Raw genomic sequence first — 19729 nt, 5'->3', positions numbered from 1 at the left:
GCAATCAATCGCTTTTTGCGATTATTGGGCGCCAAACTGATCGAAACGATTTCAACTCCTGAACAGTGTCTCAAGTGTCTCAAACTCGCCTTGCGGCTTGCGGCTTGCAGCGCGCGGCTTATGCTGGAAAAGCAAGCGTCCGGCCGCGCACAGGAGTAAATCCAGCGACCGGGTGAGGGAGAGAGATTTTCATGGACAGCCTTCAGGTCGCGGTGTTCCTTGGCATCACCGCGCTTATTGCTTTTGCCACTTACATCCATTGCCGTGGACAACGCGCCAATGTCGAGGGAGGCGTAAAGGATCAGGAGCGCGACTACTTCCTCGCAAATGGCGGGCTGGCCTGGTATTTCGTGGCAGGTTCGATCACGCTGACGAACCTGTCCACCGACCAACTTGTCTCGATGAATGGCAATCAGATGTTGCTGGTCGCGTGGTGGGAATTGGCAGCGGTTGTCGGGCTGTTCATCCTCGCCTTCGTGTTTTTGCCGGTCTATTATCGCAACAACTGCACCACCACGACCGAGCTCTTGCAGCGCAAATATAGCGACAAGCATATCCGCGCGCTGATTTCGCTGCTGTTTTTGCTGGGCAATCTGTTCATATTCCTGCCAGCGATTTTGTACGGTGGCTCGCGGTTTTTCCTCTCGCTCCTCGGGCTCGACGGCGGGTTGGAGAACATCATGCTGATCTCCATCATCCTTGCGGTAGTGGGCGCAGCTTATGCGATTTTTGGCGGGCTCAGAGCAGTGGCGGTTTCCGACACCTATTCAGGCGTCCTAATCCTCAGCCTTGCGGTGTTGGTCGTGATCCTTGCCCTTCAAGCCATCGACTACGATTTCAGCGGTATTCCAGCAGAACGCCTGACTCTTATCGGCGATGATGCGTCGGACATTCCCTGGCACACGCTTTTGACCGGCATGATCTTCATCCAAACCTTCTACTGGTCGACCAATCAGACGATCACTCAACGTGCGATGGCATCGCCCACCATATGGGAGGCGCAAAAGGGCGTTCTGGCAGCTGCGGCGATCCGTCTTCTGATCGTGCCGCTGATCGTCGTGGTGCCGGGTATCGTTGCTTACAAGATGTTTGGCGACGTCCCTTCCGATGGCGCTTATGGGCAGATCGTGGGCGCGGTGTTGCCGAGCTGGCTCTCAGGCGCTTTTGCCGCCGCTTTGTTCGCAGCCGCGCTCACTTCGTTCAACTCGATCCTTAATGCGAGCGCCGCGCTGTACGTGTGCGATATGCACGAAAGCTATATCGCAAAGCCTAAGAGCGTCGCGCGTCTGGGCGCGATTGTGTCAGTGTTGATGAGCGTTCTGGCGCTCGCGCTTGTGCCGTTTTGGGCAGTGCAGGAAAGCCTGATCAACACGGTTCAGCAACTCTATGGCCTGCTTTCCATGCCGATACTGTCCGCCTTTATCGTCGGCTTGGTTTTCCGTAATGTCGAGGCAAGGGCGGCGATGATTGGCGTTGTCTTTGGCGTTGTGTTCTACGGCTATTGGTCGATGGTCTGGCAGCCTGCGCACTATATCCACGGCATGGCGGTAACGCTCATCTTGTGCGTAGCCGTGTCGCTCTTGGCGAATCTGATAGTCTTCGGGCAGCGCGCTCAACTCAGCTTGCGCCACCGCGAACAAGCGGCCCCGGAGGCGCTTTCATGACGCTTCGGCTTGAAGGGGTGTCGAAGGTCGTATCAGGCGACACCCATATTTACCCCACCGATCTTGAGCTTCAAAAGGGTTCGATGAACGTCCTTTTAGGGCCAACGCTTTCGGGCAAGACATCGCTTATGCGTTTGATGGCGGGGCTTGATCGGCCTGATACGGGCGCGGTTTACTGGGAGGGCAAAGACGTGACCGGAGTGCGCGTGCAGGATCGCGGCGTTGCCATGGTTTACCAGCAATTCGTCAACTACCCCTCGATGAGGGTTTACGACAACATCGCCTCGCCGCTGAAATTGCAGGGGAAATCCGCGAACGAGATCAAGGCGAAGGTCGGCGAAATGGCCGAACTTCTAAAGCTCACCGACCTGCTGGACCGCAAGCCATCGGAGATTTCCGGGGGGCAGCAACAACGCTGCGCCATCGCCCGCGCTTTGGTCAAGGATGTGGGGCTGGTCTTCATGGATGAGCCGCTTGCGAACCTCGACTATAAGCTGCGCGAGGAGCTGCGGATCGAGATCCCGCGCCTGTTCGCAGCGTCGGGTGCGATCTTTGTCTATGCGACAACCGAGCCTGAGGAAGCGCTGCTTCTGGGCGGGAACACGGCGACGCTTTGGGAGGGGCAGGTGACGCAATTTGGTCCTTCGACTAGGGTGTATCGCAGCCCGGTCGATGAACGCAGTGCGCGCGTGTATTCCGATCCGCCGATGAATTTTGTCAGCGTCAAAAGTACCGGGTCTGGCGTTACCTTTCCCAATGGGGTGACGTCTGCGATTGAGCTGCCCGAAGGTGAGTATCGCGTCGGCTTTCGCGCCCATGATCTGCGCATCGGCGATGAGGGCGGCGACAGCGTGACGTTCGACGCGGCAGTCACCGTGACTGAGCTCACGGGTTCCGAAACCTACGTCCACCTCGAAGCGGCTGGCGAGCGCTGGACGCTTTTGCTCCACGGTTTGCAGGATTTTGTGGCTGGACAATCGCTCAAAGTCAGTGTGCGCACGAAGGATCTGTTTGTCTTCGACCAGTCCGGCGCGCGGGTAGGGGGTAGGCATGGCATCGATCACGCTTGAGAACCTCGCGCACTCCTACTCGCCTGCGCCACAGTCCGAGGACGATTACGCGCTTAAGGAAGTGAACCACCAATGGGAGGACGGCCACGCCTATGCGCTGCTGGGGCCGAGTGGATGCGGCAAGACGACGTTGCTCAACATCATGTCGGGCCTTTTGCAGCCATCGCGCGGGCGCATTATGTTCGGCGACAGGGACGTGACAAACGCCCCGACTGCCGAGCGCAATATCGCTCAGGTTTTCCAGTTCCCGGTGGTTTACGACACGATGACGGTGGCGGAAAACCTCGCGTTTCCCTTGCGAAATCGCGGCGCTGACAAGGCGCAGGTTCGGGAGCGGGTCGACCAGATCGCAGCGATGATCGGGCTTGAAGCGCACATGGGCAAGAAAGCGCGCGGGCTTACCGCTGACCTCAAGCAGAAGATTTCACTGGGCCGCGGCATGGTGCGCGACGATGTGAACGCGATCCTGTTTGACGAGCCGCTCACCGTCATCGACCCGCATTTGAAGTGGGAGCTGCGCACGCAATTGAAGTCCCTCCACCGCGAGTTCGGGCACACGATGATCTACGTCACCCACGACCAGACCGAAGCGCTCACCTTTGCCGAGAAGGTGGTGGTGATGGACAAGGGCCGCATCCTTCAGATCGGCACACCGCGCGACCTGTTTGAGCGGCCCGCGCACGCTTTTGTCGGCTATTTCATCGGTTCACCGGGGATGAATTTCCTGTCCGTGAGGATCGAAGGGAACGAGGCGCGAATGGACGGCGAAACCATCGCGCTTGGCGCTGATTATGGCGCGCCGAGCGGCAAGATCACTCTTGGCGTCCGGCCTGAGAACATGAGGTTGACTAAGGGCGAGGGATTGCCTGTCCAAATCAACCGCGTTCAGGACGCAGGCCGCCAGAAATTCGTCAACGCGAACGTGCTGGGCACCGAGGTCAATCTCATCCTCGATGCAAGCACCGCAATCGAAGCCGACATGACCAAACTCGCGTTTGATGCGAACAAGGTAAGCGTCTTTCGCAACGACTGGCGAGTGGAGCCGAACTGATGGAAAAGACCCGTAACAACCGCGCCTGGTTCCTCGTTCTACCCGTTCTGATACTCGTTGCCTTTTCCTCGATCATCCCGATGATGACAGTGGTAAACTACTCGTTTCAGGACAGTTTTGGCGGCAATGAGTTCTTCTGGGTGGGCCTTGAATGGTACCGCGAGCTGCTGCGCTCAGAACGCCTGTGGGACGCGCTGGGCCGTCAGATATTGTTCTCCACAATCATCCTGTTGATCGAGATACCGCTCGGCATATTGGTCGCGCTTTGTATGCCCAAGAAGGGGTGGCTCGCGAGCGCCTGCCTCGTCCTCATGGCTCTGCCTTTGCTCATCCCATACAACGTCGTGGGCACGATTTGGCAGGTCTTTGGCCGCTCTGACATTGGCCTTCTTGGTAAGGTTCTCGCGGACCTTGGTATCTCGTTCAATTACGCGCAAAACGCGTTTGACGCCTGGGCCATCGTAATCGTCATGGACGTGTGGCACTGGACCTCGCTTGTGGCGCTGCTCGCCTATGCGGGCCTGCGCTCGATCCCCGATGCCTATTACCAAGCCGCCAAGATCGACCAAGCGAGCCGTTGGAGCGTGTTCCGGTATATCGAACTGCCCAAGATGCGCGGGGTGCTAATCATTGCGGTGCTGCTGCGCTTTATGGACAGCTTTATGATCTACACCGAGCCCTTCGTGCTAACCGGAGGCGGGCCGGGCAATGCGACGACTTTCCTGTCGATTGACCTTGTAAAAATGGCGCTGGGGCAGTTTGACTTGGGGCCAGCCGCAGCCTTTTCGCTCATGTATTTCCTCGTGATCCTGCTCATCTCCTATGTGTTCTACACAGTGATGATCGCGTCCGACAAAGAGGAGCAAGCCGCATGAAGTTCCCCCGTTTTTCCGGTGTGATCATGGCGGCCTATCTGCTGTTTCTGCTGGTGCCGATCTACTGGCTCGTCATTATGAGCTTTAAGTCCAATGCCGAGATTTTGGGTGCCTTCACGCTCTTTCCAGCTGACTTTACGCTTGCCAATTACGAGGTGATCCTCACCGATCCCTCATGGTACATGGGCTATGTGAACAGCTTCATCTATGTGACGATGAACACCGTGATTTCGTTGGCTGTCGCGCTGCCTGCCGCCTACGCGTTCAGCCGCTACAGCTTCCTTGGCGACAACCATCTGTTCTTCTGGCTGCTCACCAATCGCATGGCCCCGCCGGCGGTGTTCGCACTGCCGTTTTTCCAGCTATATTCGAGCGTCAATCTGTTCGACACACATATCGCGGTGGCGCTGGCGCATTGCCTGTTCAACGTGCCGCTTGCCGTCTGGATTTTGGAAGGCTTCATGCGAGGCGTGCCGCGCGAGATTGACGAGACAGCGTTCATTGACGGCTACAGTTTCCCGCGCTTCTTTACGCGCATCTTCGTGCCGATGATCGCGCCCGGCATCGGGGTGGCGGCGTTTTTCTGCTTTATGTTCAGCTGGGTCGAGCTGCTCTTGAGCCGTACCCTCACAAGCGTCGACGCAAAGCCCATCACCGCGATCATGACCCGCACAGTGTCGGCCTCTGGCCTTGATTGGGGGGTGCTCGCGGCGGCGGGCGTGCTCACCATCATTCCGGGCGCGATCGTGATCTATTTCGTCCGAGGCTACATCGCCAAGGGCTTTGCCCTGGGGAGAGTCTAGAATGGACTGGATGGCTTGGACCCTGCCAACCGCGCTCTTTTTCGTGAGCATCGCGGCGGCCCTCGCGGCCATGAGCGTGCTTGCAATAAAGCGCCCCAGCACGCCTCGCATTGGCGTCCTTGGCATTGAAACTGCGCGCGGTGATCGGCTGTTTCTGACGCTTCTGGGCAGCGCCTTTATAAACCTGGCGTGGATTGGCCTTACCGATTTGCCGCAATATTTCGCGCTCGGAATTTGCGCAGTGTTTGCCTTTTGCGTTTTCCGCTGGGTATGACAGCGCATACAAAATCTTGAGAGACGGGAAGAGAGAAATGAGAATTGCGATTGTGCTCGCCGCGAGCCTTGTTGTGGCAGCGTGTTCGGATGAGGCTGCATCCGATTTTGTGGTCCTCAGCGAAGAAGAGCGCAAAGCCGCCGCAAGCACCTTTCTCGACAATGAAATCGGCGATATGTCCGCGCTCACCCGCGAAGAGCAGGAGGCCGAGCTCCAGTGGTTTATGGATGCCGCGACCCCGTTTCAGGGCATGGAAATCTCGGTCGTTTCCGAAACCATCGCCACCCACGAATATGAGAGCAAAGTCCTCGCGCCCGCTTTCTCCGCCATCACCGGGATCAAGGTGACGCATGACTTGATCGGTGAGGGCGATGTGGTCGAAAAACTGCAAACACAGATGCAATCCGATGAGAATATCTACGACGCTTATGTGAACGACTCAGACCTCATCGGCACCCACTGGCGCTACCAACAGGTGCGCAATCTCACCGATTGGATGGCGGGCGAGGGCGCCGATGTGACCAGCCCGACGCTCGACCTGCCTGATTTCATCGGCACCGACTTCACCACTGGCCCCGATGGCAAGCTCTACCAACTCCCTGACCAGCAGTTCGCGAACCTCTATTGGTTCCGCTACGACTGGTTCACCGATCCAGCGATCATGGCCGATTTCAAGGCGGAATATGGCTATGACCTTGGCGTTCCGGTCAATTGGTCGGCTTACGAAGACATCGCCGAATTCTTCACCGGGCGCGAGATCGACGGCCAGACCGTTTACGGTTCGATGGACTACGGCAAGAAAGCCCCCTCATTGGGCTGGCGCTTTACCGATGCGTGGATGTCGATGGCGGGGATGGGCTCTGTGGGTGAGCCCAATGGCTTGCCCGTCGATGAATGGGGTATTCGCGTCAATGAAAAGTCGCAGCCCGTTGGCTCCTGCATGGCGAGGGGCGGGGCAACCAATTCGCCTGCGGCCGTTTATGCTTTGGAAAAATACTCTAAATGGCTGAATGAATATTCGCCGCCATCTGCGGCTGGCATGACCTTTTCCGAGGCTGGCCCCGTGCCCGCACAAGGCGCGATTGCTCAGCAATTGTTCTGGTACACGACGTTTACCGCCAACATGGTGGGCGAAGAGGCCTCGGCAGTGCTTTACGACGATGGCACCCCGCGCTGGCGCATGGCGCCAAGCCCGCATGGGGCCTATTGGGAAGAGGGGATGAAGGTCGGCTATCAGGATGCAGGGGCCTGGACGCTGATGAAGTCGACACCTACGGACCGCGCAAAGGCTGCATGGCTCTACGCGCAGTTTGTCACCTCCAAGACAGTGGACGTGAAAAAGGCGCACGTAGGCCTCACCTTCATCCGCGAAAGCACTATTGAGCACGACAGCTTTACCGAGCGTGCGCCAAAGCTGGGTGGTCTGATCGAATTCTACCGTTCGCCAGATCGGGTGCGGTGGTCGCCCACTGGAACGAACGTGCCCGACTACCCGCGCCTCGCGCAGCTGTGGTGGCAGAATATCGGTGATGCTTCCTCGGGCACCAAGACCCCGCAAGCCGCGCTTGATGCGCTGTGTGAGCAGCAGGAACGTGTGCTTGAACGGCTGGAGCGGTCCGGCCTGCAAGGCGATCTTGGGCCCAAGCTCAACGAAGAGCGCAGCGCCGACTATTGGCTCAGCCAACCAGGTTCACCCAAGCCCAAGCTTGCCAATGAAGATCCAGAGCCGATCACGATCAGCTATGATGCTCTTATCGAAACATGGAAGTAGGGCGCAATCTTTGGTGGTTTACCCCGACGCCTTTGGCGGGGTCTGCTTAGCGCGATAGTCACGCCTTTGCCCCATTCAGGTGGCATAAAGCGAGTTAACGATAGTTTTCTACCCGCTGATAATCATCCTTGGGGGAAGGTGTGTCCATGTCGACAGCAACCGATCTTGAGCAATACAACCTTGAGTTGATCAACGAAACGCGGCTTGACCCGATGGGCAATGCGGCGCGTTATATCGCGTCTTACGATCCCCTGACCGCGAAGTTTTCGAACATTCAGTCCGCGCTCGATTTTTTCGGTGTTGACGCAGACGACCTTCTTGCCGGGTTCGAAGCGCTCGTGCCCACCGCCCCTGTTGCATGGAACGACAATCTCGCGCTGGCTGCGCGCACGCACAATGGCGAAATGATCGCAGCCGATGAACAAAGCCACCGTTTGCCCGGTGAAGCGGGGCTTGGCGACCGGATTACGGCGGCAGGATATACCGGCTGGTTCACGGTGGCCGAAAACGTCTTCGCTTTCACGCAGGACATCATGTACGGGCACGCAGGCTTTATGGTCGATTGGGGCTTCGAGCCCAATGGTATCCAAAACCCTGCCGGGCACCGCATTGCGATCATGAACCCCAACTATTCCGAGATCGGCATTGGGGTGACCGCAGAAACCGACCCCAACACTCAGGTAGGCCCGCTGGTAGTCACCCAAAATTTTGGAACGCGTGGTAAGGTGTTCCTTCTGGGTGTTGCCTACACAGACAGCGATCAGGACAAGTTCTACACACCGGGCGAAGGGTTAGGGACGCTCAATGTCAGCGTTGGCGGTCAGCAATTTTCGAGCGGGTCGGCAGGCGGATACAACATCGAGCTTTCGCAAACCTCCAATGTTGAGGTGAGCTTTGGCGGAGCCGCGACCAATCAGGCTGCATCTTTAACGCTCACCAATGTGACCGAAAATGTAAAAGCGGACGTGGTGAACGGCGACACCTTGCGTTTGTCTGCATCGGGCCACGTTGAAGGCTTTACCAACATTGTCGTCATTTCGCTTGCAGGTCTCACGATTTCATCGGGCGAAGGCGCGCAGTGGTTTCAGGGCCACAATGGCGATGACAGTTTCGATGGCGGCAGCGGCGTCGATACAGCGCGCTTTGACGGCAACGCTTCGAACTTTTCTGTCACGCAAACTGCGCTTGGCGTGTTCGAAGTGTCAGGCGCCAATGGAACCGACACGCTCACCAATATCGAATTTCTGGAATTTGACGATCAGACCGTGCGCCTCCTTCGAGGCACCGGGGTGAGCGTGAATTTCGATACGACAGATACAAGCGTCTATCAGTCGGCGATGGACAACATCCTTGATTTTGACGGCAATGCGCTGGGCGGAAATGGCGCGTGGCTGCGCATTGGCGCGACCGATGTGAACGGCGATGGTGATGTCGATCAAATCCTCGTCAATGATGCCATCGGACGTTTTGCAACGGTTGGCACGGCTCTGGATGGGCTCGTCTATTTCAACGACAATTCATGGGGCGGCGAAACGCGTGTTGCCGGCATCTATATCGACCCGCTGGTGCAATCGGGCGATGTGGTGGCCGGTGGCCCGAATGATAGCCAACGCCGTTTTCAGAACGATCTCCAGATCGAGAACATCAACCGCGTCCTTGGCTCTGACGATTATGATGGCGATGGCATTTGGGAAGTGTACTTCGCGCTTACCGACGGCACCGCATATTTGCGCGCGCTGATGCACGCTGATGGCAACATCCGCTATGCCAACTATCAGGATGAACAAGGCGTGCGCGATTACCTCACGGCGAACGGATATGGCGAGGAAACCTTTGGCGATTGGTTTGGCGGTGGTGCCAGCGGGCAGAGTGATGGTAACACTCCGGTGACTGCCTACAACGCCGAAACCAGCGCGATGGTGCATTTCATGGACACACTGCCGCACGAATTTTTCGGCTAGACGAAGGTCTGGCCGCCAAGCTCTTTTGTACATCTTGGTGTCGCTGGCGACCTTCGCGCGTTCATCGCTGCCCTGCGTCATCTGATTGCCGCAGACAGCGGTGGACAGAATATCCGCACCCAATTGTCTTTTGGAAAATCAGACCGTTAGCGCCTCGGTCAAGAAAGTGGTTTCCATTGCCTAAGGGAACGAACCGAGGGCACAAGTAAGCGGATAAGTACAGCCAGCCTCTATCTACGCCAACTCTCGTAGGTGTGAGGACAAAGAGCGTGCAGATCAGCATCGGACCAGTCGCGACAATCGGAAATGCCGAGCAAGTCCGCATCAGCCTGCTCGATGCAATTGCGTCCGATAGTGAGATTGAACTCGACGTCTCTGAACTGTCGGAGGTGGACCTGTGTTTTGTCCAGTTGGTCGAATCTGCGCGCAAGTACGCAAGCGAGCGTGACAAATCACTGAGCCTTACAGCGTCGGCCAATCCTGCGGTGTCCACACTTCTCGAAAGAGGCGGCTTCCTGAGCGAAGCGGACTCAGACTTTTTGACATTTTGGTTCCCGGGAGATCACGAACAATGACTTCGGTGCTCACTGTAGACGACAGTGCCTCGATCCGCATGGCGATCCGCATGGCTTTATCCGGCGAAGGGCATGGCGTGACTGAGGCTGCTGACGGCAAAGAGGGCCTTGCTGCGGCTAGTGCCAGCAAGTTCGACATGATCATCACCGATCTGAATATGCCGAATATGAATGGCCTGGAAATGATCCGCGAGATCCGCAAGCTGCCCATTCAGGCTGGTACACCGATTATATTCCTGACCACTGAAAGTGATCCTGCACTTAAATCTCAAGCCAAGGAAGCGGGTGCAACCGGCTGGCTCGTCAAGCCATTCGTCCCTGATCAATTGGTCAAGGTTGCGCGGAAGGTGTTAGGCGCGTGAGCGAGGCACAGGATCCGGGCGCGGCTTTCCGTGTCGAGGCGCAAGACCTGTTCGAAGAGGTTGAACAGGCGCTCCTTGATCTGACGGATCAACTCGATAGCCGCGCATTGATCGACAAGGTTTTTCGCGGGATGCACACCCTCAAAGGGTCGGGCGCGATGTTTGGCTTCGACGCCTTGGCAGGCTTCACCCACCATTTGGAAACGGCATTCGACCGCGTACGCAAGGGCCAGGTGAAAGCGACTGGCGAACTTGTCTCGGTCGTCCTTCTTGCGATGGACCATATGCGTTTGCTCGTCGATAGCGATGGTTCTGGCCTTGAGGAACAGGACGGGGAAATTCTCGCCAAGCTTGAGGCTGCTATCGGGTCGAGCGATGCCGCAACAGTCGCCTCGGACGGGGGCGACACTGCGCCTGACGACACGAGCGAGCTCCGCGCTGGCGGATGGCGCATCACATTCAGTCTTCCGCCAGAGGCAATGGTCAATGGCACCAATCCTCTGCTCTTGCTCGATGAGCTTCGTGAGCTGGGCGATGCAAAGGTCGTCGCCAATTGCGACCATGTTCCCGCGCTTGATGACCTTGACCCGGTGCAATGCCACATCGGCTGGACAGTCGAATTGCGCGGCGAGGTGAGCGAGGCTGATGTCGAGGATGTGTTCATCTTCGTGATGGATGACATGGAAATCGCGATTGAGCCGCTTGATCGCCCGGAAACCGGAAACGTCGACCAAAATAACGAAGCGCAAGAGGTTGCTGCCAAGGTTGCTCGCGACCCTGCAAATGATCGCAATGCGGTAAAGGCGGCGCGCCCGACGGTTGAAACCGTGCGTGTTCCGGCGGAACGTCTTGATGTCCTCATGGACCGCGTCGGTGAGCTTGTGATTGCGAAAAGTCGCCTCGCCCAACTTGCAGAGACAGGCATCACTGGCCCGTCTGAAGAGCTTGCACTGCGCGCCGTTTCAGAAGAAGTCGAACGCCTCGCCAGCGAACTGCGCGATAGCATGATGATCTTGCGGATGGTGCCGGTCGGGACACTGTTCGGCCGTTTCCGTCGCTTGGTCCACGACCTTGCAACCGAAACCGGCAAAGACATCCAATTGCACACTTCGGGTGAAAGCACCGAAATCGACAAGACGGTATCAGAGCGCCTGGCAGACCCGATTGTTCACCTTATTCGCAATTCCTGTGACCACGGCATTGGAACCGCAGATCAGCGCGCTGCGGCGGGTAAACCATCGCACGGCAGTGTCTATCTGTCGGCAGAACAGGCAGGCGGAGAGGTGATCATCACCATCCGCGATGACGGCGACGGCATGGATCGCGAAAAGCTTCGGGCCAAGGCTGAAGCCAACGGGATTATCAGCCCGGGCGATGTGTTGAGCGACACCGAAACGCTTGAACTGATTTTCGAACCCGGATTTTCTACCGCCGAGACTGTGACCAATCTTTCGGGGCGCGGTGTCGGAATGGATGTGGTCAAGCGCACCATTGATGCGCTCGGCGGCACCATCGACGTGGTCAGCGAAGTGGGAAGTGGAACGACATTCACACTTCACATCCCGCTGACCCTAGCCATCATCGAAGGCCTGCTTGTGCAGGTGGGCACGAGCAAGTTCGTTATCCCGCTGAGCGCGGTCGAGGAATGTATTGAACTGGGCGCGGATGAAGACCTGCGGACCCGCGGTCGCTCCATGGTTCAGTTGCGCGATAATCTCGTCCCGTTCCTGCGTCTGCGTGAATTGTTCAATACGGGCACCGAACCCGACCGCTTTCAGAAAATCGTAGTCATTTCCACTGGCGGACAGCGGGTCGGTCTGGTCGTCGATCAGATCATCGGAAACCACCAGACTGTGATCAAATCCATGTCGGCCATGCACCGTGACATCAGCAGCTTTTCCGGAGCGACGATCCTTGGTGACGGAAGCGTGGCTTTGATCCTCGACGTTGTTCAGCTCGTGGCTCTTGGACAGCATGAGGAAGAGGAGGAGCGGCTTCGCGCTGCCGGGTAAGTGTCATGAACCAGACTTCTATTGCTCTTGTCGAACCTGCGGTTGCAAACCGGTCCAATTGGGACGCCGACGACCAGCTCGAAGTGCTCACCTTTAACATCGGTGAAGAATGTCTCGCGGTCGAAGCTGTTATGATCCGGGAAATCCTTGATCTCTTGCCGGAAACACGCGTGCCCGGTGCCCCTTCATTGGTTCCAAGTGTCATCAACTTTCGCGGTAAGATTATTCCCCTCGCAGATCTGAGGATCGCCTTCGGGATGCCGCTCGATCCCCCAACGGTCGATAGCCGCATCGTGGTGATCGAGATCGAAAGTGCGGGCGAAGCAACCCATGTCGGCCTGCGCACTGACAAGGTTCACGAGGTTACTACCTTGTCGCGCAGCAATTCATCCGAGCCACCGGTGCTCGGTCTGCGATGGCCGCGCCATTATGTGCGCGAGTTCGTTCGCACCAATGAAGGCGTGGTCGTGCTGCCGGATCTCAATGCCATTTTTGAAAGCGTCAAACGCGCTTCCGGCGCAATCCGGGCAAAGGGAGGTTTGAATTGAACGACGAAACCGAAGTCCAGGTGGTCGAATTTGGCCTTGCCGATGAAGTATTCGCGGTTCCGGTAAAAATGGTGCGCGAAATCCTCGACTATGCGCCGCCCAGCCACGTACCCAATGGTCCGTCCCATTTCCTTGGTCTGACCGACGTGCGCGGACAAGGGGTGCCCACGGTCGATTTCAGGCGCCGCCTCGGCTTGCCATCAGTTGAGCCCACGCTGGCCACGCGCATCCTGATCCTGGATGTCGAGCTTGAAGACCGCGTGCTCACACTGGGCGTGGTGATCGACAAGGTTCTGTCCGTCAGCAGCTTTGAAACCGCCAAGCTAGAAAAGGCACCTGACATCGGCGTGCAGTGGGACAGCGATTATATCACCGCTGTTCTTCGACGTGATGACGGCTTCGTGCTGATCATCGATGTCGTGCGAATTTTCACCAATGAAGGAACTTCGATGCTCGCCGGTTTCGACTGGGCGGCCTGACTGTCTTTGCGATCTGAATTTGACGCACTGTTTAACAAACATTGTCGGCGGCAACTTTGCTCCGACGAACACTGGAGGAACTGAAATATGCCGCTGAACCTCTTTGCCAATGTGGACACCCAGCAGGTGCTCTCAGAGATTGCCCGCGCCGAAACCGCACTCGCTGCCGGCGACATTGCGCGGCGGTGCGACACGTCAGCTGCCCAAGGCGAGGGTGGAGAAATCCTGGAAGCCATCAACCGCCTGATCGACAGCGCTCTGTCGCCCGTCGGCGCGCTTGATCACGCTATGAAACATATGGCTGACGAACATGATCGCGGCGATATTGATGTGGTCATTCCCACAGGCCAGTTCCGCGGAAAATATGCCGAGATGGCGACGGGGATCAACGATCTCGTCAACGCGCATATTTCTGTCAAAAAACAGGCGATGGCCTGTGTGAAGGAATTCTCGGTCGGCAATTTCGATGCGCCGATGGAACAGTTGCCCGGCAAGAAAGCCTTCATCAACGACACGATTGAAACCTTGCGTGGCAATGTGAAAGGGCTCATCGACGAGATGAATCACATGGCCGCTGAACACGAAAAGGGTGATATCGACGTCACTGTCAATGCCGACAAGTTCAAAGGTGATTTCAACGTCGTGGCGCGCGGCGTGAATGACATGGTCGCAGCCCACATTGACGTGAAGAAAAAGGCCATGGCCTGCGTCAAAGAATTTGGCGAAGGCAATTTCGAAGCGAAGATGGAACAGCTTCCGGGCAAGAAAGCCTTCATCAACGAGATCATCGAGACGCTTCGTGGCAACCTGCAGGGCCTCATCCACGAGATGAACCACATGGCCGCCGAACACGATAAGGGCGATATCGACGTCATCCTCAATGCCGACAAATTCAAAGGCGACTTCAACGTCGTGGCGCGCGGCGTGAATGACATGGTCGCAGCCCACATCGATGTGAAAAAGAAGGCGATGGCCTGCGTCAAAGAATTCGGCGAAGGTAATTTTGACGCACCGCTTGAGCAATTCCCCGGCAAGAAGGCGTTCATCAACGACACGATCGAAACCTTGCGCAAAAACCTGCGTGAGATCACTGCGGAAATCCAGTCCTTGATCGCTTCTTCCACTGAAGGCCGTTTGTCGGAGCGCGGAAATGACAAGCGTTTCGTGGGTGATTTTGCGGAGCTGGTGCGTGGCATCAACGGGATGCTTGATGCCATTATTGATCCGATTGCCGAAGGCAACCGGGTGCTGACGCTCGCGAGTAACGGCAATCTGAAAGAAAAAGTCGAGATCGACTGTCAAGGCGATCATCAGAAGATGAGGGATGCGATCAACTCATTGATCGACAATCTGCGCAACTTCGCCACCAATGTCAGCAATGCCTCCGCCAATGTCGCACAAGGAAGCAATCAGCTCGCCATCAGTTCTGAAGAGTTATCTGAAGGTGCGACGGAACAGGCCGCCTCGGCTGAAGAAGCATCTGCGTCGATGGAACAGATGGCTGCCAACATCAAACAGAATGCCGATAACGCTGCGCAAACCGAACAGATCGCTCGCCAATCCTCGCGTGATGCAGAATTGTCAGGTGTCGCTGTCGAGAAGGCTGTTGCTGCAATGAGCACAATCGCTGACAAGATCGGGATCGTGCAGGAGATTGCACGCCAGACTGATCTGCTCGCCTTGAACGCCGCAGTTGAGGCTGCCCGCGCAGGTGAACACGGAAAAGGGTTTGCGGTCGTGGCATCTGAGGTGCGCAAGCTTGCTGAACGCAGTCAGGCATCTGCTGCCGAGATCAGCGCCGTTTCCACCGATACGCTGACAGCCGCCGCCGAAGCTGGTGAGATGTTGACCAAGCTTGTGCCGGACATTCACCGCACAGCCGAACTGGTAACCGAAATCAGCGCCGCTTGCCGCGAACAGGACATCGGTGCCGCGCAGATCAACGAAGCCATTCAGCAGCTGGATAAAGTCATTCAGCAGAACGCTGGTGCTTCAGAGACGATCTCGACCACATCAGAAGAGCTGGCATCGCAAGCAGAAGAACTGCAAGGCTCTATTGCTTTCTTCCAGCTCGACGGCCTCACGCGCCAGTCTTCTGCTCCGGCGACAAAGGGCAGGGCTAAAAAGGCGGAAGCTCGGCCATCCGCACCCGCTCGCAAAAGCGTTCCGAGCACGAACTCTGTCGCAGAACAGCAAGAGCGAGCGGCGGGCTTTGCGCTCGACATGACGACAGGCGGGGACGACTTCGAAGATTTCGATTTCGGACGCGCAGCTTAGTTCCAGCGAGACACCCGATCACTTCCGGATCGCTTTGCGGCGGTCCGGAAGACCGGGGCCTCATTGACATTCTGGAGTTTTCATCATGTCAGCAACAGCAGCAACCAAAGCCGCTCCGGTCGCCCACGCGGACAGGATCAGTCCACGGCATTTCAAGGCGCTTGCCAATCTAATCCAATCTGAAGCTGGCATCAAAATGCCAGCGTCGAAACAGACCATGCTGGAAGGCCGGCTGCGCAAGCGGGTTCAAGCCTGTGGTCTTCCCAGTTTTGATGCCTATTGTTCGTATGTTCTGGGGAAGGATGCTCCACGAAGCGAGATCAATCACCTCCTCAATTCGGTCACAACCAACAAGACCGACTTTTTTCGCGAGCCACGCCATTTCGAGTACCTGAGCGATACGCTCCTGCCAGCATATCGGGACGAGGGACGCCGTTCGATCCGTTGTTGGAGCGCGGCCTGTTCTACTGGTGCGGAGCCATACACGCTTGCCATGGTGCTTGATGATTTCGCCTTGAAAAATGGCGGCCCGGATTATCGCGTTCTGGCGACAGACATAGACTCCAACGTATTGAATACAGGGCTGAAAGGCATTTATCCAAAAGAGATGGTCGAGCCAGTCTCGTCTGATTTGCGAAAACGCTATGTGCTGGAAGCGAAGGATCCGGCGCGAGGCGACGTGCGCATCGTGCCCAAACTGCGCCAAAAGGTATCGTTTGGCAGGCTGAACTTGATGGATAGTCACTATCCCATTGGCGAACCTGTCGATGTGATTTTCTGCCGCAATGTATTGATATACTTCGAAAAGGAAACTCAAAGCGCGGTTGTTAAGCGTCTGTGCAAGCAATTGGCGCCCGGTGGTTTCCTATTCCTCGGTCATTCCGAGACAATCAACGCTTCTGACTTTGCTCTCACCACGGTGGGCGGCACTGTTTTCCGCAAAGGCTAAACGTAATGGCCTCAGGCAAAATCCGTGTCCTTGTCGTGGATGACAGCGCAAGCGTTCGTCAGGCGATGAAGGAAGTTCTCGAGCAGGATTCCGAGATCGAAGTGATCGCAACCGCCGCAGATCCATTCGCGGCAGCGCGTTACATCCAGCAGGAAGTGCCTGATGTGATCACTCTAGACGTGGAAATGCCACGGATGGACGGCATCACCTTTTTGCGCAAGCTCATGCAGCAATGCCCGGTCCCGGTGGTCATGTGCTCTTCACTTACCGAGGAAGGGACGGAAACCTTGATGCAGGCGCTCGAAGCGGGCGCAGTGGATGTCATCTTGAAGCCGCCGATGGGGGTCGCTGATCACCTCATCGAAGCGCGCGAAATGATCCGTCAGACAGTAAAGGCTGCGGCCAAGGCGCGCGTGTCTGAGCTCAAAGCCAAAAGTCCATCAAGCGAGGTGGAGAAGAAACTTACCGCTGACGCCATGTTGCCTCCACCCACCGGCAAGGCGATGAGCCGCACGACCGAGATGGTCGTTTGTATCGGCGCATCCACTGGGGGCACTGAAGCGCTGCGGACTGTGTTGGAAGCGCTGCCAGCCAATGCACCTGGTATCGTGATTGTGCAGCATATGCCGGAGAAATTCACAAAGGCTTTCGCTCGGCGCCTAAACACCTTGTGTCAGGTGAGCGTCAAAGAAGCCGAAAACGGCGATACCGTCATGCGCGGCCACGTTCTTATTGCGCCTGGAGGGCGACACACCCTGCTTGATCGACAAGGCGCACGGTATGTCGTCTCGGTTCGCGAAGGTCCTTTGGTGTCTCGTCATCGCCCATCGGTTGACGTGTTGTTCCGTTCCGCGGCGCGCTCTGCGGGCTCTAATGCGGTTGGCGTTATCATGACTGGCATGGGTGATGATGGTGCGCGCGGCTTGCTGGAAATGAAAGAAGCCGGTGCGCGCACGATCGCTCAGGATGAAGCGACCTCTGTCGTTTTCGGTATGCCCAAGGAGGCAATCGCCCGCGGTGCAGCCGAGAGGATCGTGCCGCTGGGGAGCATTGCGCGCGAGTTGGTCAGAGCGACGGTGCGTTAAAGATGGAACTGCCCTCAGACGAATTTTCTGGCGACATCAGCCCGATCTTAGACGTAGCGGAATTGCCGCGTGAACAGCTTTCAGCTCTGATCGCGGCGTTGGCGAGCAGGTTTGATGATGTGGGTTCGTCATTAGGCGAAGCTGCCCAGGCTTTTGACGAAATCATCAAGGCGCTGAAGGATGTCGTCGGCGCCTTCGACGACGGCGCGATGAAGGAGGCCGAGGCCAATATCATATCCGCAGCTGAGGCCATGTACGCAGTTCCTCGCCACATCGAACTTCGTGAGTATGAATCGGCAAGACTGCCAATAGCCAGCAAACAATTGCGCGATCTGTCGTCCAATGTCTTGCGCTTGCTGAAAATGCTTCGATTCTACGGCGTAAACATCAAGATTGCTGCGTCTGGAGAACCCAAGTTTATCGCATTTGTCGATAATATCGCTGCCAAGCTTTCCAACGGTGAGGAGGTGGTCAGCGGCTTTGATGAGCCATTGAATAGGCTTGAGCAAAGCCTTGAGACTCTATCTGCAAACGATCAAAGCCTGGCGCGCGAATGTGGTTCGGTTGTGCCGCAAGTTCCCGAAAAGCTGGTCGCCGATGTGGAGGCATTGGGTAAATACCAATATCAACTCTCCAAACTGGCCCATGCAACCGGCGAGATAGCGCAGGCAGTGCAGCAGGAAATTGGGGCAGCCATCTGCGCCATTCAGGTCGGCGACAGGGCGCGGCAGCGGCTCGAACACGTCTTGACGGGACTTGAGGTGATAGAAGCCAGCAATGTTTCCGATCCGGACGATGCCAAGAAAATTCGTGGCCATGCTATGGCGCTTTTGCACGCTCTTACCGAGGCGACGCAGAAAGAGTTTGAGGCCGACCTTCGCTCGCTTCTGTCGGCGGTTCACAATCTTCAGCCGTCCTCCAGGCAGTTGACCGACTTCTTCGCTTCCTCGACACATAATCCCGACGACGCGGATGGCGGTATATTCTTACGGGGTCTTGAAAAAGGCATCGAGCAAGCTGCCAGGATAACCGAGAGACTGGATCGCGCCGACAATCACGCCCGATCAACCATGGAACTTATCGCTGACATTGTGGCTGATATAGCCGAGCGGGCCAAAGTCATCGGCGCTCTTCGGGTTGAGGTGCAGGACATGGCAATCAACGTGTCCCTTCAAGCCCGCCAGGCCGGTCCGGCTGGTCCGCCGATCAAGGTTGTAGCCAACGAAATTCGCGACCGTTCCGAAAACCTGAACAAGCTCGTTGATGCAATGGGGCTTGTCGAGAGCGAGCTTCTGGACGTTGCAACTCGGATGAAGGAGATGGTTCGGGAAGGTTCCACAGGTGTGGGCGGTATGTTGTCACGCTCGCTTCAGACCATTCGCGAAAGTGCAGAACAGACTGAAAAGTCGATGAAGATTGCAAGTGATGTTGCTGGTACGATCATGCCAATATTGCAGCACGCGACGGATCTGCTGGAATCGTGCCAGGAATTGTCGGGCGAGATGGACCGCATAAGGAATGAATTAACAAGCGAGCAACCCTGGTGTCCCGAAGAGGCGGTTACGTCTTCCCATCTTCTTGAAAATTTCTTGGACACCATGGGCAAGATTTACACCATGGCCGACGAACGCGCGATCCACTCCCAATTCCTGATGCCCGGAATGGTGCAATCGGCAACCGCCGCTGAAGTGGAAAGGCCAGCGCAAAGTGAAGCGCTTGACGAGTTCGAGGAATTCGACGCGTTCGACGATTTCGGTGGCGAGGACGGGACTGCAAATGGCGACCCGTCTGCCTCCACGCACGATGAAGACGATTCCGATTTGGATGACTTTTTCCTTTGACCTTATCGCAAAGCGGTTGGGTCAGCGCCATGTAGCGCACTTTCCAAATAGGAACTTCACTTACCACCCCACAGGGTGCCCACTCACGCTGTGTAGGAAGTGAGATAGCCATTGCACCGGCTTGGCACGCCT

General features: G+C 56.8%; 17 protein-coding genes. All 17 read left to right on the top strand.

Translation table 11 applies throughout. The features are described from left to right. Positions 1-191 precede the first annotated feature (191 nt). On the top strand, positions 192-1664 hold the full coding sequence (locus INR77_RS13995; protein WP_223071633.1) for an SLC5 family protein: 1473 nt from the start codon (positions 192-194) through the stop codon (positions 1662-1664). Further along, positions 1661-2734 (top strand): ABC transporter ATP-binding protein, encoded by a 1074-nt coding sequence (locus INR77_RS13990; protein ID WP_223071632.1) that lies wholly within the window; start codon positions 1661-1663, stop codon positions 2732-2734. The genes INR77_RS13995 and INR77_RS13990 overlap by 4 nt, the downstream gene beginning before the upstream one ends. Further along, positions 2715-3785: an ABC transporter ATP-binding protein gene (locus tag INR77_RS13985; protein WP_223071631.1), complete on the top strand. Its 1071-nt coding sequence runs from the start codon at positions 2715-2717 to the stop codon at positions 3783-3785. Before INR77_RS13990 ends, INR77_RS13985 begins: the two co-directional genes overlap by 20 nt. After that, positions 3785-4660 carry a carbohydrate ABC transporter permease gene (locus INR77_RS13980; protein WP_223071630.1) on the top strand — a complete coding sequence of 292 codons (876 nt, stop codon included), beginning with the start codon at positions 3785-3787 and terminating at the stop codon, positions 4658-4660. The genes INR77_RS13985 and INR77_RS13980 overlap by 1 nt, the downstream gene beginning before the upstream one ends. Further along, the gene (locus INR77_RS13975; RefSeq protein ID WP_223071629.1) at positions 4657-5463 is read left to right on the top strand and encodes a carbohydrate ABC transporter permease; all 807 of its coding nucleotides are present in this window, start codon (positions 4657-4659) and stop codon (positions 5461-5463) included. The genes INR77_RS13980 and INR77_RS13975 overlap by 4 nt, the downstream gene beginning before the upstream one ends. A 1-nt stretch (position 5464) precedes the next feature. Beyond that, complete coding sequence (locus INR77_RS13970) at positions 5465-5737, top strand: DUF2160 domain-containing protein (protein ID WP_223071628.1); 273 nt, start codon at positions 5465-5467, stop codon at positions 5735-5737. Positions 5738-5774: 37 nt separating this feature from the next. Further along, complete coding sequence (locus tag INR77_RS13965; RefSeq protein WP_223071627.1) at positions 5775-7508, top strand: ABC transporter substrate-binding protein; 1734 nt, start codon at positions 5775-5777, stop codon at positions 7506-7508. A gap of 146 nt (positions 7509-7654) precedes the next feature. After that, positions 7655-9469, top strand: a complete 1815-nt coding sequence (locus INR77_RS13960; protein WP_223071626.1) for a CAP domain-containing protein — start codon at positions 7655-7657, stop codon at positions 9467-9469. Positions 9470-9738: 269 nt separating this feature from the next. Continuing rightward, the gene (locus tag INR77_RS13955; protein WP_223071625.1) at positions 9739-10044 is read left to right on the top strand and encodes an STAS domain-containing protein; all 306 of its coding nucleotides are present in this window, start codon (positions 9739-9741) and stop codon (positions 10042-10044) included. After that, positions 10041-10406, top strand: a complete 366-nt coding sequence (locus INR77_RS13950; RefSeq protein ID WP_223071624.1) for a response regulator — start codon at positions 10041-10043, stop codon at positions 10404-10406. The genes INR77_RS13955 and INR77_RS13950 overlap by 4 nt, the downstream gene beginning before the upstream one ends. Next, a complete protein-coding gene (locus INR77_RS13945; RefSeq protein ID WP_223071623.1) occupies positions 10403-12418 on the top strand; it encodes a chemotaxis protein CheA in 2016 nt (671 codons plus the stop codon). The genes INR77_RS13950 and INR77_RS13945 overlap by 4 nt, the downstream gene beginning before the upstream one ends. Positions 12419-12423: 5 nt before the next feature. Beyond that, positions 12424-12966 carry a chemotaxis protein CheW gene (locus INR77_RS13940; RefSeq protein ID WP_223071622.1) on the top strand — a complete coding sequence of 181 codons (543 nt, stop codon included), beginning with the start codon at positions 12424-12426 and terminating at the stop codon, positions 12964-12966. Further along, complete coding sequence (locus tag INR77_RS13935; RefSeq protein ID WP_223071621.1) at positions 12963-13445, top strand: chemotaxis protein CheW; 483 nt, start codon at positions 12963-12965, stop codon at positions 13443-13445. The genes INR77_RS13940 and INR77_RS13935 overlap by 4 nt, the downstream gene beginning before the upstream one ends. Before the next feature lie 87 nt (positions 13446-13532). Beyond that, on the top strand, positions 13533-15722 hold the full coding sequence (locus INR77_RS13930; RefSeq protein WP_223071620.1) for a methyl-accepting chemotaxis protein: 2190 nt from the start codon (positions 13533-13535) through the stop codon (positions 15720-15722). An 85-nt stretch (positions 15723-15807) separates the two neighbouring features. After that, the gene (locus tag INR77_RS13925; protein WP_223071619.1) at positions 15808-16671 is read left to right on the top strand and encodes a protein-glutamate O-methyltransferase CheR; all 864 of its coding nucleotides are present in this window, start codon (positions 15808-15810) and stop codon (positions 16669-16671) included. Positions 16672-16676: 5 nt separating this feature from the next. Beyond that, positions 16677-17756 carry a chemotaxis response regulator protein-glutamate methylesterase gene (locus INR77_RS13920; protein WP_223071618.1) on the top strand — a complete coding sequence of 360 codons (1080 nt, stop codon included), beginning with the start codon at positions 16677-16679 and terminating at the stop codon, positions 17754-17756. Positions 17757-17758: 2 nt separating this feature from the next. After that, positions 17759-19597, top strand: a complete 1839-nt coding sequence (locus INR77_RS13915) for a hypothetical protein (RefSeq protein WP_223071617.1) — start codon at positions 17759-17761, stop codon at positions 19595-19597. Positions 19598-19729: the final 132 nt, after the last annotated feature.

The sequence above is a fragment of the Erythrobacter sp. SCSIO 43205 genome (assembly GCF_019904235.1).
GTDB lineage: Bacteria > Pseudomonadota > Alphaproteobacteria > Sphingomonadales > Sphingomonadaceae > Erythrobacter.
The sequence above is the reverse complement of the archived record's forward strand: the minus strand, read 5'-3'. Positions and strand labels throughout refer to the sequence as shown.

Excerpts from the sequence above, each read along its gene's own strand:
- INR77_RS13965 (WP_223071627.1), top strand. The coding sequence starts at position 5,775 with ATGAGAATTGCGATTGTGCTCGCCGCGAGCCTTGTTGTGGCAGCGTGT.
- INR77_RS13920 (WP_223071618.1), top strand. The coding sequence starts at position 16,677 with ATGGCCTCAGGCAAAATCCGTGTCCTTGTCGTGGATGACAGCGCAAGC.
- INR77_RS13925 (WP_223071619.1), top strand. The coding sequence starts at position 15,808 with ATGTCAGCAACAGCAGCAACCAAAGCCGCTCCGGTCGCCCACGCGGAC.
- INR77_RS13930 (WP_223071620.1), top strand. The coding sequence starts at position 13,533 with ATGCCGCTGAACCTCTTTGCCAATGTGGACACCCAGCAGGTGCTCTCA.
- INR77_RS13970 (WP_223071628.1), top strand. The coding sequence starts at position 5,465 with ATGGACTGGATGGCTTGGACCCTGCCAACCGCGCTCTTTTTCGTGAGC.
- INR77_RS13995 (WP_223071633.1), top strand. The coding sequence starts at position 192 with ATGGACAGCCTTCAGGTCGCGGTGTTCCTTGGCATCACCGCGCTTATT.
- INR77_RS13980 (WP_223071630.1), top strand. The coding sequence starts at position 3,785 with ATGGAAAAGACCCGTAACAACCGCGCCTGGTTCCTCGTTCTACCCGTT.
- INR77_RS13960 (WP_223071626.1), top strand. The coding sequence starts at position 7,655 with ATGTCGACAGCAACCGATCTTGAGCAATACAACCTTGAGTTGATCAAC.
- INR77_RS13975 (WP_223071629.1), top strand. The coding sequence starts at position 4,657 with ATGAAGTTCCCCCGTTTTTCCGGTGTGATCATGGCGGCCTATCTGCTG.
- INR77_RS13985 (WP_223071631.1), top strand. The coding sequence starts at position 2,715 with ATGGCATCGATCACGCTTGAGAACCTCGCGCACTCCTACTCGCCTGCG.
- INR77_RS13915 (WP_223071617.1), top strand. The coding sequence starts at position 17,759 with ATGGAACTGCCCTCAGACGAATTTTCTGGCGACATCAGCCCGATCTTA.
- INR77_RS13950 (WP_223071624.1), top strand. The coding sequence starts at position 10,041 with ATGACTTCGGTGCTCACTGTAGACGACAGTGCCTCGATCCGCATGGCG.
- INR77_RS13940 (WP_223071622.1), top strand. The coding sequence starts at position 12,424 with ATGAACCAGACTTCTATTGCTCTTGTCGAACCTGCGGTTGCAAACCGG.
- INR77_RS13990 (WP_223071632.1), top strand. The coding sequence starts at position 1,661 with ATGACGCTTCGGCTTGAAGGGGTGTCGAAGGTCGTATCAGGCGACACC.